A 26,445-nucleotide genomic window follows, 5' to 3' on the forward strand; every position below is an offset into this window, starting at 1 on the left:
AGTTAACGGATTTAAGCAGCTTTATCCGTTCAGTATTCATCTCAATTGTTGTTATTATGGCGCTTAATTTAGGATATAACGCATGGCTGAGTTAAACAGCATAATCCTTTTCATCACTATACCTAACTCAGGATGCAAAAGATGGCAGGATTAAAATCGATCAATTTGCCGTTAGATCAGCTAAAAGAACAGTTAGCAGATTTAAGCCGCCGCTGCACTAAGCTGGATGCGGTTATTCAACAAACTGAGAACAGATGCTTCGTCTTTGAAGCTCACCTGTTTTCAAAACGCAGCCTAACCCTGTGCGGTTATATTAAGCAGATCAACAGGACGTTCAGTTCATTACAGGATGCTGTCAGAAAAGACAGGCCGGAAATGCTTATTAAACACGAATGCGAGCAGTTTATTGCGCAGTACCACGTACTGCTCCAGCTGGTGCAGGGGCTGGAAAAAGGTAAAGCAGAACTGCTCTATAAGTCCTACTCTTCTCCGAAAGAAAAAATTTATCAGCAGCTGCAGAAACAAGCGCAGTATGAGCACCGGCTGCTGAATATGATTGCCGAACAGGAAGAGCTGCTGGTAAACAGCAGTTATCAGCACAAAGCTTACATCAAAGAAAAAATCGAAGCCTTAAAAGTACGTTATCAAAAATGTAATACATTCACCCAGAAATTAGAGTTCCAGTTAGAAGAGATTAGTGATGAGTAAAGAGACCCATAATAAATGCAGCCTGGCAGATGCGCCCAAATCAGTACAGCTGGCTGTTGATTTAATCCAGCTGTTAGAAGAAAATCAGATTGAGAATCATGTTGCTGTGGAAGCCCTGAGTATTGCTTTAAATGATTTCAAACAAAAAGCAGTAGACGAATAAACACACTTTTATACTGCGTCACAGGCATAGAAATTCTTCTTTATGCCTGTACGGGATTTCATTTACCTTGAGCTCATCGACCCGTGCCGTTTTAGGCCCGTTCTCCAGCCAGGCCAGCATCTTGCTTATTGCTTCCCTGTTTCCGAACATTAATACTTCAACTTCGCCGCCGTATAAGTTTTTGGCGTGGCCGACCAGCCCGTATTTACAAGCTTCTCTACAGGTGAAGTAACGAAACCCCACGCCCTGAACCATACCTGACACCATCACTTTACAACCGATATTTTCCATAATTTCTCCTCACGATAACGCATAATTATACGGCCTAAGTTTAGAAGCAATTATAAATAAAATTAAAAATGAGAGCTGCACTGTTTAATGTTGTGACGGATAACTCATGAAAACTGAACAGACAGCTGGGGAAAATAAAAGTAAATTAACAAGAGAAGTCAGCCTGCAGCTTGATTTATCAAGCAGCAGGCTTCAGTAGAGGTTACTGTTTACGCCAGGTTGTACCATTCGGGCCGTCTTCCAGCACGATTTTTAACTCTGCAAGTTTGTCACGAGCCTGATCAGCTGATGCCCAGTCTTTAGTAGCACGTGCATCATTACGCTGCTTGATTAAAGCTTCAATCATCACAACTTCATCATCACTTTCATCGCCCTGCAGGAACTGCTCCGCAGTCTGATTTAATAAACCCAGTACGTTAGCCAGTTTAACTAACAGATAAGCTAAACCCGTCGCCTGTTCACTATCCGTCGCTTTAACTCTATTTATCTCTTTAACCAGGTCAAAAAGAACCGCTAACGCTTCCGGTGTATTAAAATCATCATCCATCGCTTTACAGAACTTGATGTAATGACTGTCGTTTTTATCAAGCTCGGTAACTGCTGATATATCCAGATCACGAATACTGGTATATAAACGCTCTAAACTAGAGCGTGCCTGCTTAAGGTTATCTTCCGAGTAATTAAGCTGACTGCGGTAATGCCCTGAAATCAGAAAATAACGAACTGATTCACTGTCATAAACTTCTAATACGTCTTTAATCGTAAAGAAGTTGTTTAATGATTTAGACATTTTTACTTTATCAACTTGAACCATACCCGAATGCATCCAGGTATTTACATACTGGCCGTGGTGCGCACAACAGGATTGAGCAATTTCATTTTCATGATGCGGGAAAGAAAGATCTGAGCCGCCGCCGTGAATATCGAATACTTCACCGAGGTGCTTATTATTCATTGCTGAACATTCGATATGCCAGCCTGGACGACCGTCTCCCCATGGCGACTGCCAGAACGGTTCACCGGCTTTTGACATTTTCCACAGTACAAAATCCAGCGGATTCTGTTTGCTGTCTTCAACTTCGACACGCGAGCCGGCCTGGAGCATTTCCAGATTCTGACCGCTAAGCTGACCATACTCAGAATAACTTACAACAGAGAAAAGAACATCACCGTTAGCGGCAACATATGCATGCTCTTTATCGATCAGTTTTTCGATCATAGCAATCACTTCAGGCATATGATCCGTAACACGAGGCTCTAAATCTGGACGTTCCATAAATAACGCGTCAAAGTCCTGGTGCATTGCTTTAGTAAAACGCTCCGTCAGCTGATCGCAGGTTTCATTGTTTTCATTTGCACGTTTGATAATTTTATCGTCAACGTCAGTAATATTGCGAATGAAGTTAAGATCGTAACCACTGAAGCGAAAATAACGGGCAACGGTATCAAAAGCTACAAATGTTCTAGCATGTCCAATATGACAATAATCATAGATAGTCACACCACACACATACATGCCGACCTTTCCAGGAATAAGCGGTTTAAATTGTTCTTTTTGTCGTGTCAGTGTGTTGTAAATTTTTAACATGCAGCTTCCAGTCTAATTTCGGATAAAAAACGTATTCTAACCTGACCTTGTGACAAATTCATCCTTTGTGTTTAATGAATTCAGTTGTTCAGGTATGATATCGTTTTTTTACAGATACAGGATCTGACAATGATTACTTTACATACAAACTTTGGCGATATTAAGCTTGATTTAAATGAAGAAAAAGCACCTAAAACAGTTGCCAACTTTATTAAATATGCAGAATCAGGTCATTATGACAATACAATCTTCCATCGTGTAATTGACGGTTTTATGGTTCAGGGCGGTGGTTTTGCATCTGGTATGGAAGAAAAAGACACTAATAAACCAGTTAAAAATGAAGCAAACAACGGTCTGTCAAATAAGAAATATTCAGTTGCAATGGCACGTACTATGGAACCGCATTCGGCATCAGCGCAGTTCTTCATTAATGTTGGCGACAATAAATTCTTAGATTTCAAATCAGAAACAACTGACGGCTGGGGTTACTGTGTCTTTGGTGAAGTTGTTGAAGGTACAGAGGTTGTTGATAAAATCAAAAATGTTGCAACAGGTAACTTCGGTTTTGTGCACCAGGATGTACCGCTTGAAGATGTTGTTATCGAAAGTGTAACGGTAGCATAACTTCTATGAGAACACTCTTCATCGCCGATCTGCACCTTAGTGAACATCAACCCGCAGTTACAGATGCGTTCTTTTCATTTTTGAACAATGAAACAGAAAATGTTGATGCGCTTTATCTCCTCGGGGATCTGTTTGAAGTGTGGATTGGTGATGATGAGCATACTCCGCTGATGGACGAGGTCGCGGCCAGACTGTCAGCATATGCTCAGAGCAATAATATCAAACTCTATTATATTCACGGCAACCGTGATTTTATGATTGGTAAAAAGTATGCGGCGCAGGCATCTATGAATCTGCTGCCCGAGCACAGCGCAATCAGCCTAAACGGTGAGAATGTACTGGTAATGCATGGTGATACACTATGCTTAGCTGACAAAAACTATCAGAAAATGCGTACAGTAATTCATAATCCGTTTTTACAGCTCATTTTTAACCTGCTGCCATTGTCCCTGCGTAAAAAAATAGGCTGGAAGATCCGCACTGCCAGTCAGTCTAAAAAAGTATACAAGAACAGAGAGATGATGGGCGTAACCCAGGCAGAAGTATTACGTTTAATGGAGAAATATCAGTGTCAGACGCTTATTCACGGCCATACGCATCAGGCGGCAGAGCACAATTTTCTGCTGGCAGATAAAGCAGCCAGACGTTTTGATGTGGGTGACTGGTCGAAAAACTTAAGTTTTGTTGAAGCACAGAAAGGACAAATATCCTTGATAACCCGCCCTATTGACTATTACACCCAGTAATAATCTCAGTCTCCTTTTAACAACTGCCGTAATACTTTAGCAGCATTATTTTTCGGCAGTTCACTGATAATCTCAATCACTTTAAGCAGTTCATAACCAGTAAAATATTTTCGAAGTCTGTTTAAATAACCTGCACGCTAATTGAGTGCCCCTTTAAACTACAAGCAGTTTAACCTTTTCACCTAACATTCAGTCATTTAGCCTAACTGCACCGCGTACTGTCTGTATCCGCCAAATAGAACAGCTGGTTATGGGGTTAAAGCCGCGAAGTTATCGTTAATTTAAACCAGTAACACTGATCAGATATTTATGTGAAATGATATTAAATATTAATAATTCTCAGTGTACTACGGGCATAAAAAAACCGGCTAAAAGCCGGTTTTAAGAATAACAATACAGGTTATAGTTTTGCGTAATCCAGCGTAATGGCGGCCGCTTCTATTAAAAAGGCGTCAATAGGCTCAAAATCATCGGGTAAATCATCAATTGATTTAACAGCAGGCAAACCCGCACGCTTTAACCGTTCATTATTACGCTCTAACAAAAGAAGCTCTTTTTCTTCACGTATTTTTACCCGCTCGCTTTCAACAAGCGATATACTGGTCATATCCTTTTCTTTACGGTATTCCTTTATATCTTCAAGCAGGTAAGTAAACTCAACTTCACCTTTAATACGGCTTTCATGTTTCTTAGCAAGTTTGTTAATATCAGACTGTAAATCTCCGACAGGTTTATAAGCGGCTGACCTGATATTGTCCCAAGGTAATGCATTTTCCTCTAGACTCTCACCTGTATCAGCACTGTCAATCGCAGTTGGAAATAGAATATCCGGTATTACACCTTTATTCTGTGTGCTGCCACCGTTGACCCGGTAGAATTTTGAAAGAGTATATTTAACCGAACCGATTTTTTCTTTATCTTTATCATAAAAACGCGATACGCCGCCGTGCTGCTGCACAGTACCTTTACCGAAACTTTGTTCGCCGATCACAACCGCACGTCCATAATCCTGCAGCGCAGCCGCAAATATTTCAGAAGCAGATGCACTGTAACGATTAATTAAAACAGTCAGCGGGCCGTCGTAGATTACCGATTTATTTTCATCTTCATGAACATAAATATTATTCAGGTTGTCTCGAACCTGCACAACAGGGCCGGACGGAATAAATAACCCCGTTAACCAGGTTGCTTCTTTTAAGGCACCACCGCCGTTATTACGCAGATCAATAACAATACCTTCGACATCTTTTTTAATTAATGAAGTGATACCTTTTTCAACATCTTCCGTTAATTTTATATAAAAACTAGGGATCGTAATCACACCGATTTTTTTATCGTCAATCTCTTCAACGGTAAATTTCGCCTCACGGTCTTCCAGGTGAATCTCTTCACGAACAATTTCCACCACCCGGTTTTTAACATCCGCTTTGCCGGATAATATCTGCAGCTGCACCTTTGTACCTTTAGGACCTTTAATCAAGTCAACAATATCATCTAAACGCCATCCGATAACATCAACAAGCTGTTCGCCGTCTTGACCGACTGCAACAATTTTATCATCTTTAAAGACCTGTTTAGAACGATCTGCCGGACCGCCGGGAACCAGGCTGCGGATCACTGTGTAATCATCTTCGAGCTGCAGAACGGCACCTATGCCTTCTAACGACAGACTCATTTCGGTTTTAAAACGCTCGGTATTTCTTGGAGATAAATAATTGGTATGAGGCTCAATTGTCTGCGCGTAAGCATTCATAAAGCTTTGGAATACATCTTCACTTTCAGTCTGAGTCAAACGTTTAAGCATATTGCGGTAACGTTTATTCAGCAGCTCTTCAATCTTTTCCCATTCTTCACCGCTTAACTTTAATGCTAATGCATCAGACTTAACTTTCTGCTGCCAGAGCTTATCAAGTTCAGCTGAATCCTTAGCCCAGCTGCTTTCGGTACGGTCAAACTGATATTCATCTTTACTGTCAAACTTAATTTCATTTTTTAACAGTGATAAAGCATAGTTATAACGTTCAAAACGACGCAAAAGGTTTAACTGATAGATTGCATAAGCAGGAGATAACTGCCCAGATTTCAAACTGTCATCAAGTGAAAACTGATGAGTTTTTAACTTATCAATATCACTTTGTAGAAAGAGCTGTTTATTATAATCAAGCTGTTCTATATATCGATCGAATACTTTCTGGGAAAGGTCATCGTCAAGGGGAATAAATTTATAATGTGAGCGACTGAATAAGTCACTCACTCTTTTCGCCACCTTTGCATGCTGCTCCTGCTGCTGCAGCTGCGGAATATCTTTTATATCGAAACTAACAGGAAGTGCATAAGCGGCCCCAATAAACAGGGAGCTGGCTATAAATAGCGCATGGCGAAAAAATTTATTCATTATTTACCTTTTATACAATTAGATGTTTTGCTTTAACTTTTACAGTCATTCCAGAATCAAGCTGCACCTGTACATCATCTTTAAGCAGTTCAACAACAACACCAGAGACAGGAGACTTACCTAATAAGACCCTAACTGACTGTTTAAGTTTCAACTCAGAGTGAGTCGCTTCTTTGAAATTACTTAAATCTTCAACTTTCTCTTCTTTAACAGCCGCTTTTTTTGCACGAGTAGGAACACTCACTTTCTTAGGTGCACGCTTTGGCGCTGCGTTTTCAGTTGTTTTTTTCTTGTTAGCAAAGGCTTTTTCTTTGCTCTCTTTTAGTGTTTTTAAAGCGTGCTCAGCATGCTCAGCAGAAACGTCTTCGCCTTCCACGCCGTCAAGATCAACTCGTTTAACGGCTTGTTTAATGCAGTGCAGGTAACGCCAGCTTAGTGTGTATTGACGTAATGCGCCACGAAGTTGAGTTTTACTGACTCGAGTTTCATTTTCTAAACGCGAAGCGAGCTCTTGAAATATCCCAATTTTTAATGGTTTAGCTTCATTACTAGCAGCTGTAAAACATAAAGGAAACTGTTCAGTTAGAAAGTTAATAATCTGTTTGTTGTTAGTAAATTTTTCTGTGTTTTCCATGTAAAACCTATATTGAAGCCAGTAACCTGACGGTAAGAAACGCCCAAACGGGTCATTTAAAATAAAAAATATTGCCATATTATAGTGATGCGTTAAAGAAATGTGAAACTTAATTTGAGTTTCCCTACTATTTTCGCGATGTTGGCTGTCTGTTTGCTCTATTTATAGTCAATCCAAGCAGCTTTAAACGGCAGCTGAAAAACAGGCCATATCAGGACTACCACTTTTCTGTAAAAGCGAGTAGAATCCAACGCCCCGCAATACCTATGAGCCAGATACCTGGTTTTATATTGCCCTGACTTGATATCAGAAGAGAAGAAAATGACTCCAGAACTACTTTCACCAGCCGGTACACTTAAAAATATGCGTTACGCATTTGCTTATGGCGCAGATGCAGTTTACGCAGGCCAGCCGCGTTACTCACTACGAGTACGTAATAATGAATTTAATCTTGAAAAGCTTAAAATCGGTATCGATGAAGCACATTCCCAAGGGAAAAAACTGTATGTGGTATGTAATATCCAGCCGCATAATTCAAAATTAAAAACATTTATCCGTGATATGCAGCCGGTGGTTGACTTAAAACCCGATGCAATAATTATGTCGGACCCTGGTTTGATTATGATGGTTCGTGAAGCTTTTCCTGATATGCCGGTACACCTAAGCGTCCAGGCTAATGCCGTTAACTGGGCCAGCGTGAAATTCTGGGAAAAACAAGGTATTGAGCGTGTCATACTATCCCGTGAATTATCTTTAGATGAAATTGAAGATATCCGTCAGCACTGCCCTGATATTGAAATTGAAGTCTTTGTTCACGGTGCGCTGTGCATGGCCTACTCAGGCCGCTGTTTATTATCCGGTTACATTAATAAACGAGATCCTAACCAGGGTACCTGCACTAACTCATGCCGCTGGAAATATGACGCGCATGAGGCAAAAGAAAATGAAACGGGTGACATTGTTGCCATTGAACGTCCGGATCCAACTTTAGGTCAAGGTAAACCCACTGACCAGATGTTCCTGTTACAGGAAGAGGGACGCCCGAACGAATATATGCCGGCTTTCGAAGATGAGCACGGCACCTATATTATGAATTCAAAAGATCTGCGTGCTATTCAGCATGTAGAACGTTTATTACAAATCGGTGTGCAGTCGCTGAAGATTGAAGGCCGTACCAAAAGTTTTTACTACTGCGCACGTACTGCACAGGTATACCGCAAAGCGATGGATGATGCCATTGCTGGTCGCCCTTTTGATCCGAAACTAATGGGCACCCTAGAAAACCTGGCGCACCGCGGTTATACAGAAGGTTTCTTAAGTCGTCATACTCACGATGAATACCAGAATTATGATTATGGTTACTCAATCAGTGATACCCAACAGTTTGTCGGTGAAATGACCGGCAGAAACGAAAACGGCCTGGCTGAAGTTACCGTAAAAAATAAATTTTTAGTGGGCGATAAACTAGAGTTAATGACCCCGCAGGGCAACCTGAATTTCACTTTAGAACAGCTGCAGACACGTAAAGGCGAGCTTGTGGATGTTGCCCCTGGATCCGGCCATGTTCTTTATATGCCGGTACCGAAAGAGATAGACCTGAACCATGGTTTATTAATGCGTAACCTGAATTCCGGCGCTAATACACGTAACCCGCATAGTAAATAACAATGGCATTATTAATAAAAGATAACTGCATCAATTGTGATATGTGTGATCCGGAATGCCCGAATGAAGCTATCACCTTTGGTGCAGAAATATACGAAATCGATCCGGATAAATGTACAGAATGTGTCGGTTATTATGAAAGACCAACCTGTATTGATGTCTGCCCGATCAACTGTATTATTGTCGATCCTGCCCACGTCGAAAGTGAAGCGCAGTTATTAGACAAGTTTGCTGAATTACACAGCAGCTAAATAGCTATCGCTATGACACAAGCAAAGTTTTTGCAGGGTTCAATACTAAACCATGTAATGACCATGTCAGCGACTAATGCCCTGGGCATTAGTGCGCTGTTTATGGTTGACCTGGCTGATATCTATTTTATTAGTTTATTAGGCAATCCTTCATTAACCGCAGCTATTGGTTATGCCAGCGCAATTCTATTTTTTACTACCGCAGTCTGTATCGGCCTGGTTACAGTTAACAGTGCCAGAGTGTCAAAATCGATCGGGCAGCACAAAAGAAATCAGGCTCGCTGCCAGGTCAGCTGTATCTCTTTATACGCAGTTATCCTCACAAGTTTTATCGCACTGTTATTCTGGCTGTCTGCACCACAACTGTTAACAGCTCTCGGCGCTCAAGGAGAAGAACATCGTGAGGCGGCACTTTACCTGAGAATTATATTACCTTCCCTGCCGATTTTAGCTTTTGCGATGCAGATGGGAGCAACACTACGCAGTTTAGGTGATGCTAAACACGCCATGTATGCCACCCTGGGCGGCGGTATTATTAATGCCCTGCTCGACCCTGTCCTTATTTTTGTGTTTGAAATGGATCTGCAGGGTGCGGCTATTGCATCCGTTGTCGCCCGATGTACGGTACTGGCTGTCGGTTTCTATTTTGTATTCTGCAAATATAAAATGCTCTCGTGCATCAGGTTGCGTGATTTTCGTCCGGATATAAAAATAATTTCAAATATTGCTTTTCCAGCGATGTTAACCCAAATTGCGACCCCTTTAGGCAACTTGTACGTAACTTATGAAGTCGCAAAGTTCGGCACGGAATATATTGCGGGCTGGGCGATTATCGGACGTTTGATCCCGGTTGCATTTGCCATGATGTTTGCACTTTCCGGTGCGGTCGGCCCTATTATCGGTCAAAATTACGGCGCCTTGCAATTTTCCCGAGTCAGAGAAGTATTAAATCAATCGATTAAATTCATTATCAGCTACACCCTGGTCATCTCTCTTATCCTGTCTATGGGTCAGGATATTGTGGTTGAGCTGTTTAATGCTGAAAATCAAACTGCTGAGATTATAAGAATTTTTTGTCAATACATCGCCGTCACTTTCATATTTAGCGGTATTACTTTTGTGGCAATGGCATTTCTAAACAATCTGGGTTACGCAAAATATTCAACCATGCTCAATATAGGGAAAATGAGCTTCGGCACAATTCCATTTGTCACCATCGGCGCACTCTATTATGATGCGCCGGGAATTTTATACGGTCAGGCGGCCGGCAGTATTGTTTTTGGCATCATAGGGTTATTATTAACCCGCAAAGTGATGAATATTGTTGAAAAACAACACATGAATAGCGATCCAGGTCCTCTTTCTTGATCTGTATTATGAATAAGCCTCTGAAATATTGGTCTAATATCAAGTGATAACTTACTTGTCACGCTAGCTAATGGAATAAGTGATTAACCATGCGTATTATATTTATTTTAACCGCCGCACTACTGTTAGGCGGCTGTTACCAGAATGAATCTGGTCTTAGTGACACTTTGCTGTACTGCACTGAAAACAGTCCGCAGTCTTTTAACCCGCAGATCAGCCATGATGTTTCAACGTTAGATGCAACAACGCATCAGCTGTACAATCGGTTAATTAAAATCGATCCGACCAGCAATCGCTTTATACCCGATCTGGCAACCCATTGGCAGGAAAGCGAAGATAAACTAAGTTATACCTTTTTTCTGCGCAGAAATGTCAACTTTCACCAGACAGATTACTTCTCTCCTACGCGCTATTTTAACGCCGACGACGTTATTTTCAGTTTTAATAGAATGCTTAATAAAAATCATCCTTTTCACTCTGTTAACCGGGTTTCTGATACTTTCTTTTTTAATCATCCATTTACTGATCTGGTCTCCGATATTATAAAAATTGATGCCTATACGGTTAAATTCGTATTAGACAGCCCCGATGCAACATTATTAGCAAACCTGGCAGCCCACTATGCCGTGATTCATTCACAGGAATATGCGCACACTCTGTTATCCAGAGGACATCCGGAAAAAATAGATTTTTATCCGGTCGGTACAGGTCCGTACAAATTTAAAAACTTCCAGTCATCTCGAGTGACTCGCTACCTGGCGCATGATCTTTACTGGGGAGAAAAGGCTGCGGTAAAAAATCTTATTTATGATGTAACAGCAAACAATACCAAGCGTTATACAAAACTACTTTCGGGAGAGTGTGACGTTATTACCTATCCGGCAGCCAGTCAGTTAAGTAAAATCAGTAAAAATACCGATGTCGTGATCAGCAGTCAGCCGACTGCCAACATTGCATTATGGTCCTTTAATACCAGCAGAGAGCCCTTTGACCAGGTTGAAGTACGCCGGGCATTAAGTAATGCCGTCGATCAGAAAACCATTGTTGACGCCGTGTTCTTTGAAAGCGCCAATGCCACCGATACCCTGCTGGCCAAACAGTCATGGGCGTTTAACCCAAGGTCTACTCATATTGACTACCAGCCGGATGACTCTTTGACGTCATTAAAAGAAACAGATTATGATTTTACTAAAAAATTAACTATTCTGACCCCCTCGGATAATTCAGTTTTCAATCCTAATTTTCATAAAACGGCTGAGTTAATTCAAGCCAATTTGTTCGATATTGGAATCGACAGTGAAATAATTTCGCTGTCCCACGCTGAGCTGGAAAAACATCTGCTTTCAGGTGACTATGATACTTTTATAACGGGTATTAATATCCATATCAATGATCCTGACAATTTATTCCGGCCCCTGCTTAGTTGTGACTCGACTGTCTTAGAGGGTAATTCCAGCCGCTGGTGCAGCCCACAAGTCCAACAGCTGTTAGACTCGACGCTGATCGAGTCAAGTTTTATAAAGCGCGTCAAAAATTATTACCAACTTCAAAAAATAATTCAGGAGCAGCGCCCCTATTTTCCAATCGCTCATGTACTGCGGATGGATGCATTCAACAAAAATATCTCAGGTTTATTAGTTAATCCGTTAACTGGTATTAATTTTCAAAATGTCCGAAAAATAGAAGCCCAGTAATATGCTTAAATATCTGTTTCGACGTCTTAATTTACTTCTGATTACTGCGTTTATCTTAACCGTAATCGCATTTATGCTGCAGCATTGGTCCAGCAGCAGTATAGATAATCGTAATTACTTTATGCTGTACGGCGATTATATGGCTAATATATTTCAGGGCCACTGGGGAATATCCTCAATTGACCAGCGCCCGTTGCTGAATAAAGGTCTAATAGCTTTTGCCTCGACACTGGAGTTATGTTTTGTTGCCTGTATTACATCGATAATTATGGCGTTTCCACTGGGTATACTCGCGGGGCTCAAACGAAACGGAGTTATTGACTATGCGATAATGAGCATTGCGTTAGTCGGCCTGGCAATTCCTGTTTTCTGGCTGGCAATCATTATGACTATGCTGCCTAACTCTATCGGCATCAGCCTACCTGTAGACGGGAATATCAGCCTTGTTTTTGAAGTTCCGGTGATCTCCGGCTTTGTATTAATCGACAGTCTGCTGGCGGCAGATCAATATCAGATGCGTGCGTTTTCTGACCGTGTCGCACATCTGGTACTGCCTGCTGTTGTTTTGTCATTTTTCTTAACCACCGAAATCATCAGGCTTACACGCCATGCCATTACTATGGTAATGAGAAGTAATTATATAAAAGCGGCTTACGCTAAAGGGCTGGCTACGAAACAAATTGTTCTGCGCCATGTTTTAAAAAACGCATTACCGCCTATTATTCATCAGATCCGGCTGCAGTTAAGCACCATTATCTCTTTTGCAATGACCATCGAAATTGTATTTTCATCCGGCGGTGCAGGAGTCTGGTTATTAACCAGCATTCAAGAAGGCGACTACCTTGCCCTGCCTACAGCTGTACTTATTATTTCTAGTTTCATCCTGTTATCAAGCATTATAATCGATATTGTACTAATGATTATTTCGCCAACTAAACGGAAAGCTTTATATGCTGATCAATAACGAATTCAATGAAGATAAGATCCAGTCGCCTCTGCAGTATACCTGGTCTATTTTCAAGAAAAAAAGCGCGGCTATCGTATCTATGTGGGGGGTCATTACCCTTATATTTTTTGCCCTGTTTGCAGATTTAATTGTTGCCCATGAACCGTCAACCCAATATGCGCAAAACCTGCTGCTGCCGCCATACTGGATGGAAGGCGGCAGTACAGACCATATTTTAGGAACCGATGACCTCGGCCGGGATTCATTAGCCCGCTTGATTCAAGGTCTGCAGCTGACTCTCGGCGGCGGTATACTAATCACGTTTATGATTTCCTTGATAGGTTCAGTGATAGGTGCCTCGGCGGTATTAACCAAAGGAATAAAAGCAAGTATTCTGCATCACCTGCTCGATGCTCTGCTTACTATTCCGACCCTGCTTACTGCACTTATTCTTATTGTTCTGTTCGGTCCGAGTTATGAAAACTGCTTACTTGCCGTATCCTTGTCACTATTACCGCAGTTTATACGAGGTATCTATATTGCCATCGAAAATGAACTCAGCAAACAATATATAATTGCACTGCAGCTTGACGGAGCGACAAATAGCCGTCTGCTGCGTTTCGGCATTTTTCCTAATATTATTGAACCTATCGTGACCCTGTTAAATCGAATTTTCACCATGGCAGTCCTGGAAATTGCCACATTAGGTTTTTTAGGCTTCGGTACGCAGCTGCCCGACGTTGAATTGGGCTCATTAATTGCCAGCAGTATAGATCTTATCTATTTATCTCCCTGGCTGGTGTTTTTTCCTGGTATTGCAATCTTTCTGATCATCATCATATTTAACGTTTTTGCCGAAGGCCTCCGCCACTCTGTTATTGAAGGGGAAGAATAATGGCGCTGCTTGATATTCGTAATCTAAGTATTGATATTACAACGGCACAGGGAAAAGTGCGTGTTATCGATAAAGCTTCATTAACTATCGTAGACGGCACAATTCACGGCTTAGTGGGAGAGTCGGGATCCGGTAAAAGTATCATAGCTAAAGCTATCTTAGGCCTGCACAACCCAAGCTGGACGGTTACCGCCGACCGGATGTTTTTAGGAACAACTGATTTGAGCAAACTATCCTCGCCGGACCGCAGAAAAATCATGGGTAAAGAGATAGCGATGATTTTTCAGCACCCTAGATCTTACTTAGATCCAAGCCGAAAGATTTTGTCACAAATTAAAGAGGTGCTGCCGCACTCTTCGGTAAGATCACGATTTATCAACATAGTAAAACCCAAAAAAGAGCAGTCCGTTATGCGCCGGATTAATGAGCTACTGCACAAAGTCGGCATTCAAAACGGCCGGTCTGTACTAGATAGTTACCCGTATGAACTGTCTGAAGGTGTCTGCCAGAAAGTCATGATCGCCATGGCCGTTGCCAACAGCCCGAGACTGATTATTGCAGACGAACCGACCAATGCGATGGAAGCCGTTACTCAAGCGCAGATTTTCCGCCTGCTGTATAAATTAAATCAGCTGCACAATACCGCCATTTTATTATTAAGCAATAATTTTGGCAGTATCAGTGATTTATCGGATTATATAACCCTGGTTTACTGCGGCCAGACAGTTGAATCAGGCAGCTATAAGCAGGTAATGGAAAGCCCGATGCATCCCTATACCGAGACAATGATCAAAACAATCTTAAACTTTGATGAGTCAATTGATCATAAAAGTCAGTTATATACTTTACCCGGTAATATTCCGTCAGCGAATCAGCTGCCGATTGGCTGTCGTCTAGGCCCCCGATGCCCGCGGGCACAACGAAATTGCGTAAAAAATCCGGATGTAGTGAACTACAAAGGTCATATTATCCGCTGCCACTTTCCAACTTTAGATGAAAATAAACATGCAAACACTTCTCAACGTAAGTAATTTATGTAAAAACTACAAACGCAGTGCACGATTTTCATCTTCAGGTTTCCGTAAGGCGCTGGGCCCGCTTAATTTCACTTTAGAGCGCGGAAAAACCTTAGCGATTGTAGGCGAAAGCGGTGCAGGCAAAAGTACACTGGTACAGATTATTGCAGGTTTAATTAAACCAAGCTCCGGGGAAATTTATGTAAAAGACAAACCGCTGTCGACTTTTTCACAACAGGAAAGGTGTACATCAATCCGTATGATCTTTCAGGACCCGAGCAGTTCACTCAATCCCAAAGCCACCATAGGCCGAATACTGGCGGCGCCGCTTGAGCTGAATACTCCTTTAACACTGGATGGGCGTAAAAAACAAATTTTAGATACATTAAATCTGGTTGGATTATTACCTGACTACCTTGATTTTTACCCTAATATGTTGTCCGGCATACAGCAGCACCAAGTTGCAATGGCTCGTGCACTAATTTTAAAACCGGACATCATTATTGCCGATGAAATTTTAGCAAGTTTAGATATTTCCCTGCGTTTTAAAATAGTTAACCTATTATTAAATATACAGGAAAAGATTGGTGTGAGTTTTATCTTCGTTGCTCATAATATGAATTTAGTACGGCATATGAGTGACCAGATTGTCGTTATGGAAAACGGCATGATCGTTGAAAATAACACGACTGAAAAGATCTATAAATTCCCGCAGTCTGCAGTTACCAAGCAGCTTTTACAGAGCCATCAGCCGCATTACAGAAAAGAGCGCTAATACATTGTATTTAATTACTAATAAACAGATTTTGTTACTATGATGTAGGGATATTAAGATAACTAAGTATTTTGATTTGCTTGATAGAGATTATTTATTAACCACATATGAAAATCATGGAGTGAATTTTCGATGAATGACTATAGAAAAAGTCTTTGGGTAAGTAACCTTATTGTCCTGCTCTTTGCAGTATTGGTGACTTTTGCCGCCAAATTCATATTTAATCCACTGCTGTCTCAACAGCAGGAGTTAATTGCCAAAAAACTTAATTTACAGGACAGTCCCTTAATAACCAATGTTGAGCAGTTAAATGAGCTGGTTGAGCATCAGCTTTTTGATTTCATAAAAGTCAGCAATAGTAATTTACCTGCACCATTAGTTCATGAGGATCCGGAACTTCGCAGATTCTTCTCTTATCTCTCTCCCGTTTCCTCGACGACGGTCATCTCCAACAGCGGCAGCCAGCTAATCGAGTTTACCATACATAACCGTCAACTTTTTGCACTGTTGACACAGATTCTCTTTGTCATTTACACCGCATTAATCATTTCAGCTTCGCTGATCAATATTGTTTACTACCGCTTGTACAGGAATATTGAAACCTCGCTGGTACATGAAATATCAGATGAACAGTCATCATCCCGCCCTTTTTCTAAAGTTTCAGAGCAGCTGCACGAACAAAAAAGATTGTTCCACAAAGCGCTGCAGAATCAAGAAAAGCAGATTACCCAGCTGGCACGTCAGGTCAATATGGATAATCTCACCGGACTGAGTAACCGTCATGCATTCCGTAAAGAGTTAACCGAAATACTCAGTGAAGATAACGAACAAAAACATGCAATACTATCCATTATTCGAGCCAGTGAATTAAATACCATTAACTCACAGCGGGGTTTTCAACAAGGTGATGACTATATCGTTAATATTGCCAATATAATCACTCAGGTTACCGATCGTTTTTCCGGCGTATCAGTATTTCGCATAAGTGGCTCGGACTTTGCGCTGATAGCCCGGGAAATGAACGTCAGTGAAGCTCAGCGAATTGCTAAAGAGTTAAAATCAAAATTCGATCAATATCAGAACGTCAACCAACTGGAAAGTATTGCTTACAACGGCATCTCATCTATCATTTCCGGTCAGCTTCCCGAGCAGGTTTTGGCGCGTACCGATATGGCGCTGGCAAAAGCGCAGACAGAAGGAATTAACAGCTGGGCGTTTGAACAGCATGATCATGATGAAAACCAGTACGGTCAGCAGCATTGGCGTAATATCATTGACAGCATTATCGAGAAAAAAGCCTTAATGCTTCTACACCAGCCGATTCAAGCTATTCACCGCAATATGAAAGGCTACCAGGAGATATTTACCCGTTTTCTTGGTGAAAACAACAGCATGATCCCGACCGAAACCGTTTTTGCTATGGCGCAGCGTGTTGATATGAGCGTTAAATTAGAACAACTGATATTAGAAACAGTGGTCAGTCAGTGCCGCCATAAATCCGACGGCAGTACACGCTGGGGCCTCAATATCACCGGCTCTGCTATACAGAACAATAATTTTATCGTGTGGCTGGAAAGACTGTTATTAAGAGAGCCTAATATAGCGGGCTCTTTAATATTTGAAATGCAGGAAGAAGTACTGGACTGCAACCTTGTTGCCAGTAAACGGGTTTTTGATATGCTCAAGCGTACCGGCACCCGCTCTGCGATCTGCAATTTTGGTAAAGGAATTGGATCATTTAGATTATTCAAAGAGCTGAAACCCGATTTTGTCAAAATTGATGCAAGCTTGATCAGCAATATTGAACGTGACAGTGCAAACCAGCAGTTTGTACGTATGATCATTGACGTAGCTCACCGCATGGACTGCCGCGTCATAGCTGAGGGAATCGAACACTTAGAGCAGAAACAGATCTTAGAAAATATGTATATCGACGGCGTACAGGGTTTCTTAATTGCACGTCCTAGTCCCCTATAACTTCCTTTTTACCGCCCTGCTTTCACAGTAGGGCTTTGCATCTCAAAACTTCTTTTTGTACAATGCGCGCCTAGCAACGTTGCCCTCAAATTTTCAAGGCTGAATAATGTCAGACGCACTAACAAAAAAACAACAGTTCACCATAAAAAAACTTAATAAAGGTTTGCGTCGTTTAACCGGCCAGGCAATCGCAGACTACAACATGATTGAAGACGGAGACCGTATCATGGTTTGTCTGTCAGGAGGAAAAGACAGCTTTACCATGCTTGATATACTGCTCGAGCTGCGCGCGGCTGCACCTATTGAGTTTTCAATCATAGCGGTTAACCTGGATCAAAAACAACCGGGATTCCCTGCACATATACTACCGGAATATTTACAAACCCTCGGCGTTGAGTACAAAATCGTAGAAGAAGATACCTATAGCATAGTGCAGGACAAAATACCGGAAGGTAAAACCACCTGCAGCTTATGCTCCCGCTTACGCCGCGGCATTTTATACCGCACAGCAAAAGAGCTGGGTGCAACCAAGATTGCACTTGGGCATCACAGAGATGATATGCTGGCAACCATGATGCTGAATATGTTCTTCGGCGGCAAACTAAAATCGATGCCGGCGAAACTGGTCTCTGATAACGGCGAACATGTGGTGATCCGCCCGCTTGCATATTGTAAAGAAAAAGAGATTGAACAATACGCACAGTTGAAACAATACCCGATTATTCCATGTAATTTATGCGGTTCTCAGCCTAACCTGCAGAGGCAGATAACCAAAGAGATGCTTAACGACTGGGATGATAAATTTCCGGGGCGTTTAGAATCGATGTTCACCGCCATGCAGAATGTTGTGCCCTCACACCTTAGCGATACCACACTGTTTGATTTTAAATCAATCAACAAAGATTCAGGTATCATTAACGGCGGTGATATCGCTTTTGATAAAGAAGAAGTTAAACATGAAAGTCAAGAAAGCGACTCAATCGAAACTCAATACTACAGCCAGCATCAAACCTTAGAAATTAAAGAACTGGTTTAATCTGCTTTTGTTCAAATCGTAGCTTTATTGAGCGGTGCTTATCCACTTAGGTTTGTTTTAGATCAGTTTATTGTTTTTTATGGTAATTTAATTACAGTAAGTTGAAAAAATAGATAGGTTTCAACAGATAGTCATTTATAATCAACGCAGTTTTTAACAATTTTAATTAATATAATGGAGAAAACCATGAGAACACCTCTTGTAATGGGTAACTGGAAATTAAACGGTACTAAAGAATCTGTATCTACTTTAATCAAAGGCTTAGAAGCAGCAGCAGACGCGGCGACAAATGTTGAAGTTGCTGTATGTCCACCAGCTATCTTTATCGAGCAAGTTGCTAACCTAACGGCAGCTAACAGCATCGAATTTGGTGCTCAAGATGTAAGTACAAATGTTGAAGGTGCTTACACTGGCGAAACTTCTCCAGTAATGGTTAAAGAATTTGGTGCTAAATACAGCCTTGTTGGCCACTCTGAGCGTCGCCAATACCACAACGAAACTGATGCTGTTGTTGCAGCTAAATTTGTTGCTATCCAGAAACACGGTCTAGTTCCTGTATTATGTATCGGTGAAACACTTGAAGAGCGTGAAACTAACGTAACTACAACTGTTGTTGAGACTCAACTTAAAGCAGTAATCGACCTAGCCGGTATTGATGCATTAGAAAACTGTGTTATTGCATATGAACCAGTTTGGGCTATCGGTACTGGTAAAGTTGCAACTTCTGAGCAGGCTCAAGAAGTTCACGCACATATCCGTTCTTGGTTAGCAGAGCAAAGCAAAGTTGTTGCAGAGAAAGTACAAATTCTTTACGGCGGCAGCGTCAAAGCAGCAAGTGCAAAAGAATTGTTTGCACAAGCTGATATCGACGGTGGTTTAGTTGGTGGTGCTGCACTAATCATTGAAGAATTTGTTGGTATCATCGAAGGCGCTAAATAAGCTTTTAGCCGCAGTTTGATACTAAAAAAGGCGCTTAATGCGCCTTTTTTGTGCGCTTAAATTTTTTCTATACCCGTTAGATCTTCAGCTTCACGCCTAGAACCTGCCCACCTTACGGCTTGCTGATTTTTGTATCTTGAATGATAACGGCTATATTCTTAAATAATCTTATCCCATTGTTGAACCTGGTTATTAAAAAAACCAGAGTCTCTATAAGCTTGTTCAAGCAGTCCTTTTTCCTTAAGAATTTTAATACCCTTATTCAACACGTTAATTAACTCTTTACCCTGACTATTCCTTTTCGATACTGCAAAGTGACGACTGCCCTGCAATCCAACTTTAATCCCGGGTACAGGTACTAAACGAATTCCTTGCGGCGTAAATGATAAATCATCACTGGGTTGAAACGGTGCTAATAAAAAATCGGCACGTCCTTTTGCAACCATTTTTACCATTGATGACCACTTTACCGTATTGATTAGTGAGTGGATTTTCATCGCATTTAAAGTCTGCCAGTCTACACTCCATGCTTTGCTTGAAACGACCGTCAACTGGCGAACATCTGCAAGCGATTTTGCGTTGAGTGCATTTCTATTTTCGCTGATGGTATATAAGCCGGCTTCAAACTGACCATTTTCAATAACAGGCTCAGAAACATAAAGCAGATCGGAATCATTCAGCAGATTCTGCCAGATTGAGTTTCCTGCCATTACTGCTTTTCCAGAATGAACCAGTTTGATTATTCGAGCATGAGAAGAAGCCACAATAAAACGAATAGAAGCATTAACACCTCCCAGTGCTAAAGCCTGCTGAATCAACACCACTTCAACAACATCACGTCGAGAGCCAGGCCCGTAGTAATCTGAAATCTGTAACGGATCACGCCCCTGCATAAAGAAATCATAATCCCGCTTTACATCTTTGGGTATCACAATAATCAGTTCATCTCGCTGTGTTATTACGGAATGCTGGTTTTCTACAGCCGCACCGGAAGAAGGAGTTATTAAGGTAATTAACAACAACAGTATTTTTTTCATAAACTTCCTTATTTAATAAACAGATTTCATTTTAATTAAAAACTTAATTCACTACACGCATTAAGCATCAATAATGCTGAGCCTCCTGCATTTAAATAAAATTTTACATTTTTTTATATTGTGAAAATAAAAGTTTGTCTTTATGGGTAAAGCACATGCTATGATGAGTAATAACTATTACTGATTATCCGGAGAGCGTATGAATTCACCAACTACAAATACTCAAACACAGAGTCATGGTATTTCAATTAATAAAGTATTGAAAAACACCTACATCCTACTCGGCATGACCTTAGCTTTTTCTGCATTAACAGCAACTATTGCAACTATGTTCAACATCGGTGCAATGGCGTCATTAGTGCTGATGCTGGTTGGTTTTGCTCTTTTATTTGTTGTCTCTAAAACGGCCGATTCCAGTAAAGGACTTTTCTGGGTATTTATGTTCACCGGCGTGATGGGGGCATCACTTGGTAACATGCTGAATCATTATTTAGCAATGGAAAACGGTGCTTCACTGATTATGCAGGCATTAGGCTCAACAGCGCTTATATTTTTTGCCCTGTCGGCTTATGTATTAACATCACGTAAAGACTTCTCATTTATGGGCGGCTTCTTGATGGCTGGTATGATTGTTGTGATTATTGCGATGATTGCTAATATCTTTTTACAAATTCCAATCATGCAGGTGGTTATCAGCAGCGTTGTAGTGTTAATCATGTCAGGCTTCATTCTTTTTGATACCAGCCGTATTATCCACGGTGGTGAAACCAACTACATCCGTGCAACGGTTTCTTTGTATTTGAACCTGTTTAACCTGTTTATCCATCTGTTAAGCTTATTAAATATTTTAGATGATTAATTATAACTGATTACTATAGCGCACCTTAGGTGCGCTTTTTTTTGTCTTAAGAAAGGTAATATCGATGAAAATGGCCAAGTATCTGTCACCTCTTCTGCTGTTATTATTTTCCTGTAGTGATTCATCTAATATGCTTCAGCCGCTTAACCCTGAGCGGCCGATCCTTGCCTTTGGAGACAGCCTGACATTTGGATACGGCGCACCGGAAAATAAAAGTTACCCTGCTCAGTTAAGTACGTTGATCAATATGCCGGTGATTAATGCCGGTATTAACGGAGAATTGAGTAAAAACGGCCTGGCTCGATTAGAGCAGCTTCTAGAACTGCATGACCCGCAGTTATTGCTGCTCTGCCACGGTGCGAATGATATGCTTCAGAAATCTAATTTATCGCTTATGGCAGATAATCTGCGTGCGATGATAACCATGGCACAGGAAAGAGATATACAAGTAGTACTGATAGCCGTGCCGAATACAACGCTGCTGTTAACGCCCTTAAAACAGTATCAGCAGGTGGGGGACGAAATGAATATTATTGTAGAAAATGATCTGTTGTCGAACGTATTAAGCAAGCCGGGCTTTCACAGTGATCTGATTCACCCTAATGCGTTAGGTTATCGACAAATAGCCGAAGCAATTGCACAGCTTTTAACCGACAAAGGTGCAATATGACAGTGACTGCGCAGAACAACACGTTCTGCGCGGTATTCCTTAATGACTGTAGCCTAACTCCTCTGCCGGTTGAATATTACTTGCGCGCCATGCCGGATAAACAGTCGATAAGACACTCATTATAAAAGCGACAATGGTGACAGTGATAACCTGGCTGATATCAAGCTGCGAGGGTAAAAAGTCAATAAAGTAGATATCACCGGATAAAAATTGATGACCTGTCAATCTTTCAATAGATTTAATAATGGCTGTTAAATTAACTGCTAAATAAACGCCGCCGAAGGCGCCCAGCAGACAGCCGACAAATCCGTTAAATGCTCCCTGTACCATAAATATACCGCGCAGCATCCACTTGGAAGCGCCCATTGTTTTTAGAATTGCGATATCAGAGCGTTTTTCATTAACTGCCATCACTAATGTTGACACAATATTAAAACAGGCGACAGCAACCACCAGCAGCAGAATCACATACATTAATGATTTAACCATCTGAATATCCTGATACACAGAGCCCTGACTGGTGATCCAGCTTTTAATGTATAAATAGGCAGATAAACTGTAACCGATGTCGCGCGATATTTTCTGCGCATCGAGTAGGTTTGTTACTTTAAAAGCAATCGCATTGGCGCTTTTCATAGACAGTATCTGTTTAGCATCGTCAATATGAATAAAACCAAGTACATTATCCAGCTGTCCGCCCATATCAAACAGACCGACCAGTTTAAACTTTAATTTACGTGGAGATTTTAACTGATTACCTGCCCGTTTATCCGGCAGCAACAGAGTGAGTGAATCACCAACAGCAACTGACAGTTTTTTAGCGACACTTTTACCTAAGATGATTGACTGTTCACCCGGCACTAAAAGATCCCACCCCCCCTGTTTAATATACTGCTCAATACTGGTTACTTCACTTTCAGAATCAGGGCTGACCGCACGCAGCTGCAGGGCTTTCATCTGCTCATCTTTCTGCAGTAAACCGCTGAATGTTATATAAGGTGCAGCACTGACCACATCTGGATGCGCTTTTACCTGTTCTAAAGTCGCATCAATATTTTTAAAGCTGCCGCTGACCATTTCCAGCTCACCATGAGGAACAACTGACAGCAGCTGGTCCCGTAACGCTTTTTCAAACCCGTTCATCGCCGATAAACCGATAATCAACACCGCCACCCCCAGTGAAATACCGAGTATTGAAGCGATCGAGATAAATGAAACAAATTTGTTTTTATGCTTGGCACGGCTGTAACGTAAACCGACAAACACAGATAATGGTCGAAACATTATGAATTACCTTGTAAAACGCCGCTGATCATATGCTCCTGACGATTAAGCTTATTAGCCAGAGCCTGGTCATGGGTGACCACCACAAATGCCGTTCCTAACTCTTCGTTAAGTGTTTTTATCAGCTGGTACACACTTTCAGCGCTTTTAGCATCAAGATTACCTGTAGGTTCATCAGCAAGTACCAGTTTAGGTTCATTGATTAAAGCACGCGCAATGGCTACCCGCTGCCTTTCACCACCGGACAACTCTGACGGACGGTGATCCATACGCTCCTGCAGACCGACACGTTTTAACATCTGCTGTGCTTTAGCCGTGGCAGTCTTAATATTAACCCCGGCAATCAGCAGCGGCATCGCGACATTTTCCAGCGCGTTAAATTCAGATAACAGATGATGAAACTGATACACAAAACCAAGGCACTGGTTGCGCCATTTTGCCTGTTTGTTAGCAGATAACTGCTGAATATCTTTACCCTGGTAATAAACCTCACCTTCACTGGGCACATCAAGTGCGCCTAAAAGATGCAGTAAAGTACTTTTACCTGAGCCTGAGCTGCCGACAATCGCCAACAATTCACCTTCCTGCACAGTTAAATCTACACCACTTAAAACCGTCGTTGACAACTTACCTTCCTGATATGTTTTCCCTAAATTTGAACAAACCAGCATATCTTTACTCATCTCTTAAAACCTTGCCCTAATAGGACTTATTAAATCATTCATTAACTGTTTAGCTTTCTGCGGCTAATCGTTACTCATATCTTAAGACTTCATCGGAGTTACTTTTCCGGCTCGCTATACTAGATATAGCCTGCTGATAGACTCAAGAGCAGATCTGGCCAAACATAGCTTATTCATACCTTAACGCTTCGACCGGGCTTACTTTTCCGGCTCTGTATGCTGGATATAAGGTTGCCAGTAAGCTGAGGATCATCGCCCCAAACATAATCACCATAATCTGCAGCGGCTCATGTAAAACCGGTAATAAACGCGCACCGCCGGATGCATTAGACAGCAGATGCAGTCCTAAAAATGCCAGTGTTTCATTGATATAAGTGCTTAAAACAAGCCCCAGACCAGTGCCGAACAACGCTCCGATAATACCGCTCCAGGCGCCCTGGATAATAAAAATTAGATTAAGTGTACTACCGCGGATACCCAGCGTTTTTAAAATCGCAACCTCGGCATTTTTATCACTGACCACCATCACAGATGAAGAAAGAATGTTAAAGGCGGCCACTGCAATAATTAAACATAATAGTAACCAGATCATGTTTTTTTCCATTTTAACAGCGGCAAACAGCTGTCCGTGTGTTTCCCGCCAGTCCGTAACCGTCTGACCATCTGCCAGTATGGGTGGAATCCAAGACTGAATATCAAAGGGATCATCAAGATACAGACGAAGCCCTGTAGCCTGCTCTTTTTTAATGCGGATAAGACGGGCTGCATCTTGAATATGCATCAGCACCATCTGCTTATCAACATCAGAACCGACCGAAAACAAACCTGCCACAGTAAAGTTACGCTGGCTGGGCATGCGTCCTAACGGTGTGAAACGGCTTCCTCGTGCAGAGATAAGGCGTACTTTATCGCCGACTGTTACGCCAAGTTCCCGCGCCAGAGCCTGACCAATAATAACTTTGTAATCTCCGGCTTTAAGATCTGTTAAGCTGCCCATATAAACGGTTGATTTAATCACATCACTGGCAAACAACTGCGGCTTGATGCCTTCTACCTCAACGCCAAGCAGACCTTTGCCGCTTTGAATAATAGCTTCAGCACGCACAACAGGCTCGACACTTTTCACATGTTCCAGCTGTGTAAGCGACGCAAGCTGCGGCTGCCAGTCACTAATAACATTTTTCTGATTACTGACCATAGCATGCGGCACAGCACCTAAAATACGTGTTTTCAATTCCTGCTCAAAACCATTCATCACAGATAAAACCGTAATCAACGCCAGAACACCAAGTGTAATGCCGCCTGTTGAGAAAAGTGAGACAAAGGAAACGAACTTATTGTTGCGTTTTGATTTGGTATAACGCAGCCCGATAAATAAACTGAGGGGGTAAAACATAAATTCCTTTGCTTTTTGCTAGTATTACATTGCATTACAATCATAATGATTCGTAATATAGTTACTGTAATAGGGTGAAAACATAAACGGATTACTCAACCCAAGCGTACTGAAGATGCAGGAATCAGCATCTTCAACTGGTTTGGCTATATATAATGGCCATTCTAATGTATCTTTATAAATCAAGATACTGAAAACTATGTAAAATAGTACTTTGTAAATAATTTAATAAAAGGTCGAATAATGACAACCAATGAATATTTTCTAGTTAATTATCAGCTTGCGATTAATGTCGAGTTACTCGATAACGATGAAAATATCCCGGACGATGAGCAGTTTGAAGCTGAAATTCCCGCTCCTTTTCGTATGGCCAGCGACCTTGCCAGCATCGACTCACACCTTCTGCATCCTTTAAAACTAAATAGTGAAACCACTCAGGCATTATGGATGTTTTTACAGGCGCAGAACCAAAAAATTAATACCCTGCTCAGTTATGTACTCAGTCAGCAGGATCAGCCGGAGTTTCATTACCAGAGCACAGCATTCAGTGCCGGATGCTGCTGTTTTGACGGCAACAGCAGCAAATTCAGCACGGGCAGAAATGTACGTCTGAAAATCTTTATTCCCGAAGAATCGGCTGCTGTATACTGCTATGCGCTAATCAGCTCAAACACAGACAACAATATCGAACTGACCTATCAGCAGATCCGTGAAGAAGACAGAGAGCTTTTAATCCGTACGACCCTGCATATACAGTCAAAACAGTTAAAACTTCGTGCCGAACAACGTGCATTATCACAATAAA

General features: G+C 41.5%; 26 protein-coding genes. 18 read left to right on the plus strand and 8 right to left on the minus strand.

Annotation, left to right across the window (positions count from 1 at the left end):
- Window positions 1-141: 141 nt before the first annotated feature.
- Together G327_RS0103625 and G327_RS26395 are read left to right on the plus strand one after the other, a co-directional pair.
- Window positions 142-708, plus strand: a complete 567-nt coding sequence (locus tag G327_RS0103625; protein ID WP_019613400.1) for a primosomal replication protein — start codon at window positions 142-144, stop codon at window positions 706-708.
- Window positions 701-871, plus strand: coding sequence for a YbaM family protein (locus G327_RS26395; RefSeq protein WP_019613401.1), 171 nt, complete (start codon window positions 701-703; stop codon window positions 869-871). The genes G327_RS0103625 and G327_RS26395 overlap by 8 nt, the downstream gene beginning before the upstream one ends.
- A gap of 18 nt (window positions 872-889) precedes the next feature.
- Here the strand turns inward: G327_RS26395 and yccX are convergent, their stop codons facing one another.
- Both yccX and cysS read right to left on the minus strand, forming a co-directional pair.
- Complete coding sequence (yccX, locus tag G327_RS0103635; RefSeq protein ID WP_019613402.1) at window positions 890-1,162, minus strand: acylphosphatase; 273 nt, start codon at window positions 1,160-1,162, stop codon at window positions 890-892.
- 202 nt (window positions 1,163-1,364) lie between these two features.
- Window positions 1,365-2,750 (minus strand): cysteine--tRNA ligase, encoded by a 1,386-nt coding sequence (cysS, locus tag G327_RS0103645; protein ID WP_019613404.1) that lies wholly within the window; start codon window positions 2,748-2,750, stop codon window positions 1,365-1,367.
- Window positions 2,751-2,879: 129 nt separating this feature from the next.
- On the opposite strand from cysS, the gene G327_RS0103650 reads away from it, so the two are divergent.
- Together G327_RS0103650 and G327_RS0103655 are read left to right on the plus strand one after the other, a co-directional pair.
- Window positions 2,880-3,374 carry a peptidylprolyl isomerase gene (locus tag G327_RS0103650; protein WP_019613405.1) on the plus strand — a complete coding sequence of 165 codons (495 nt, stop codon included), beginning with the start codon at window positions 2,880-2,882 and terminating at the stop codon, window positions 3,372-3,374.
- Between the two features lie 5 nt (window positions 3,375-3,379).
- A complete protein-coding gene (locus G327_RS0103655; protein WP_019613406.1) occupies window positions 3,380-4,120 on the plus strand; it encodes a UDP-2,3-diacylglucosamine diphosphatase in 741 nt (246 codons plus the stop codon).
- Window positions 4,121-4,520: 400 nt separating this feature from the next.
- Here the strand turns inward: G327_RS0103655 and prc are convergent, their stop codons facing one another.
- Together prc and proQ are read right to left on the minus strand one after the other, a co-directional pair.
- On the minus strand, window positions 4,521-6,515 hold the full coding sequence (prc, locus tag G327_RS0103660; RefSeq protein WP_019613407.1) for a carboxy terminal-processing peptidase: 1,995 nt from the start codon (window positions 6,513-6,515) through the stop codon (window positions 4,521-4,523).
- A gap of 10 nt (window positions 6,516-6,525) precedes the next feature.
- Entirely contained in the window at window positions 6,526-7,149 is a 624-nt protein-coding gene (gene proQ, locus G327_RS0103665) for an RNA chaperone ProQ (protein ID WP_019613408.1), read from the minus strand.
- Between the two features lie 321 nt (window positions 7,150-7,470).
- Between proQ and trhP the strand changes: the two genes are divergently transcribed.
- The 11 genes from trhP (at window position 7,471) to tpiA (ending at window position 19,711) form a co-directional block, all read left to right on the plus strand.
- A complete protein-coding gene (gene trhP / locus G327_RS0103670) occupies window positions 7,471-8,814 on the plus strand; it encodes a prephenate-dependent tRNA uridine(34) hydroxylase TrhP (protein WP_019613409.1) in 1,344 nt (447 codons plus the stop codon).
- 2 nt (window positions 8,815-8,816) lie between these two features.
- On the plus strand, window positions 8,817-9,065 hold the full coding sequence (locus tag G327_RS0103675) for a YfhL family 4Fe-4S dicluster ferredoxin (protein WP_019613410.1): 249 nt from the start codon (window positions 8,817-8,819) through the stop codon (window positions 9,063-9,065).
- Between the two features lie 30 nt (window positions 9,066-9,095).
- Entirely contained in the window at window positions 9,096-10,433 is a 1,338-nt protein-coding gene (locus tag G327_RS23935; protein ID WP_245542671.1) for an MATE family efflux transporter, read from the plus strand.
- Window positions 10,434-10,522: 89 nt separating this feature from the next.
- Window positions 10,523-12,127: an ABC transporter substrate-binding protein gene (locus G327_RS0103685; protein WP_019613412.1), complete on the plus strand. Its 1,605-nt coding sequence runs from the start codon at window positions 10,523-10,525 to the stop codon at window positions 12,125-12,127.
- 1 nt (window position 12,128) lies between these two features.
- Window positions 12,129-13,091, plus strand: coding sequence for an ABC transporter permease subunit (locus G327_RS0103690; RefSeq protein WP_019613413.1), 963 nt, complete (start codon window positions 12,129-12,131; stop codon window positions 13,089-13,091).
- A complete protein-coding gene (locus G327_RS0103695) occupies window positions 13,078-13,968 on the plus strand; it encodes an ABC transporter permease subunit (RefSeq protein WP_019613414.1) in 891 nt (296 codons plus the stop codon). Before G327_RS0103690 ends, G327_RS0103695 begins: the two co-directional genes overlap by 14 nt.
- Window positions 13,968-14,999, plus strand: coding sequence for an oligopeptide/dipeptide ABC transporter ATP-binding protein (locus G327_RS0103700; protein WP_019613415.1), 1,032 nt, complete (start codon window positions 13,968-13,970; stop codon window positions 14,997-14,999). Before G327_RS0103695 ends, G327_RS0103700 begins: the two co-directional genes overlap by 1 nt.
- Window positions 14,974-15,759 (plus strand): ATP-binding cassette domain-containing protein, encoded by a 786-nt coding sequence (locus G327_RS0103705; protein ID WP_019613416.1) that lies wholly within the window; start codon window positions 14,974-14,976, stop codon window positions 15,757-15,759. The genes G327_RS0103700 and G327_RS0103705 overlap by 26 nt, the downstream gene beginning before the upstream one ends.
- A gap of 132 nt (window positions 15,760-15,891) precedes the next feature.
- Window positions 15,892-17,736: an EAL domain-containing protein gene (locus tag G327_RS0103710; protein WP_019613417.1), complete on the plus strand. Its 1,845-nt coding sequence runs from the start codon at window positions 15,892-15,894 to the stop codon at window positions 17,734-17,736.
- Between the two features lie 106 nt (window positions 17,737-17,842).
- The gene (ttcA, locus tag G327_RS0103715) at window positions 17,843-18,772 is read left to right on the plus strand and encodes a tRNA 2-thiocytidine(32) synthetase TtcA (RefSeq protein ID WP_019613418.1); all 930 of its coding nucleotides are present in this window, start codon (window positions 17,843-17,845) and stop codon (window positions 18,770-18,772) included.
- Window positions 18,773-18,958: 186 nt separating this feature from the next.
- Window positions 18,959-19,711: a triose-phosphate isomerase gene (tpiA, locus tag G327_RS0103720; protein ID WP_019613419.1), complete on the plus strand. Its 753-nt coding sequence runs from the start codon at window positions 18,959-18,961 to the stop codon at window positions 19,709-19,711.
- 158 nt (window positions 19,712-19,869) lie between these two features.
- Here tpiA and G327_RS0103725 read toward each other — a convergent pair whose 3' ends face one another.
- Window positions 19,870-20,748, minus strand: coding sequence for an ABC transporter substrate-binding protein (locus G327_RS0103725; protein ID WP_019613420.1), 879 nt, complete (start codon window positions 20,746-20,748; stop codon window positions 19,870-19,872).
- 199 nt (window positions 20,749-20,947) lie between these two features.
- Between G327_RS0103725 and G327_RS0103730 the strand changes: the two genes are divergently transcribed.
- Together G327_RS0103730 and G327_RS0103735 are read left to right on the plus strand one after the other, a co-directional pair.
- A complete protein-coding gene (locus G327_RS0103730; RefSeq protein ID WP_019613421.1) occupies window positions 20,948-21,607 on the plus strand; it encodes a Bax inhibitor-1/YccA family protein in 660 nt (219 codons plus the stop codon).
- 64 nt (window positions 21,608-21,671) lie between these two features.
- A complete protein-coding gene (locus G327_RS0103735) occupies window positions 21,672-22,277 on the plus strand; it encodes a GDSL-type esterase/lipase family protein (protein WP_019613422.1) in 606 nt (201 codons plus the stop codon).
- A 39-nt stretch (window positions 22,278-22,316) separates the two neighbouring features.
- Here G327_RS0103735 and lolE read toward each other — a convergent pair whose 3' ends face one another.
- The 3 genes from lolE to G327_RS0103750 all read right to left on the minus strand — a co-directional run bounded on the left by lolE (window position 22,317) and on the right by G327_RS0103750 (window position 25,640).
- Window positions 22,317-23,561 carry a lipoprotein-releasing ABC transporter permease subunit LolE gene (lolE, locus tag G327_RS0103740; RefSeq protein WP_019613423.1) on the minus strand — a complete coding sequence of 415 codons (1,245 nt, stop codon included), beginning with the start codon at window positions 23,559-23,561 and terminating at the stop codon, window positions 22,317-22,319.
- A complete protein-coding gene (lolD, locus tag G327_RS0103745; RefSeq protein WP_019613424.1) occupies window positions 23,561-24,244 on the minus strand; it encodes a lipoprotein-releasing ABC transporter ATP-binding protein LolD in 684 nt (227 codons plus the stop codon). The genes lolE and lolD overlap by 1 nt, the downstream gene beginning before the upstream one ends.
- Before the next feature lie 169 nt (window positions 24,245-24,413).
- Entirely contained in the window at window positions 24,414-25,640 is a 1,227-nt protein-coding gene (locus tag G327_RS0103750; RefSeq protein WP_019613425.1) for a lipoprotein-releasing ABC transporter permease subunit, read from the minus strand.
- Window positions 25,641-25,883: 243 nt separating this feature from the next.
- Here G327_RS0103750 and G327_RS0103755 point away from each other — a divergent pair, with 243 nt between their 5' ends.
- Window positions 25,884-26,444 carry a hypothetical protein gene (locus tag G327_RS0103755; protein ID WP_019613426.1) on the plus strand — a complete coding sequence of 187 codons (561 nt, stop codon included), beginning with the start codon at window positions 25,884-25,886 and terminating at the stop codon, window positions 26,442-26,444.
- The last annotated feature ends 1 nt before the right edge of the window (window position 26,445 follow it).

The organism is Psychromonas ossibalaenae ATCC BAA-1528, assembly GCF_000381745.1.
GTDB classification, from domain to species: Bacteria; Pseudomonadota; Gammaproteobacteria; order Enterobacterales; family Psychromonadaceae; genus Psychromonas; species Psychromonas ossibalaenae.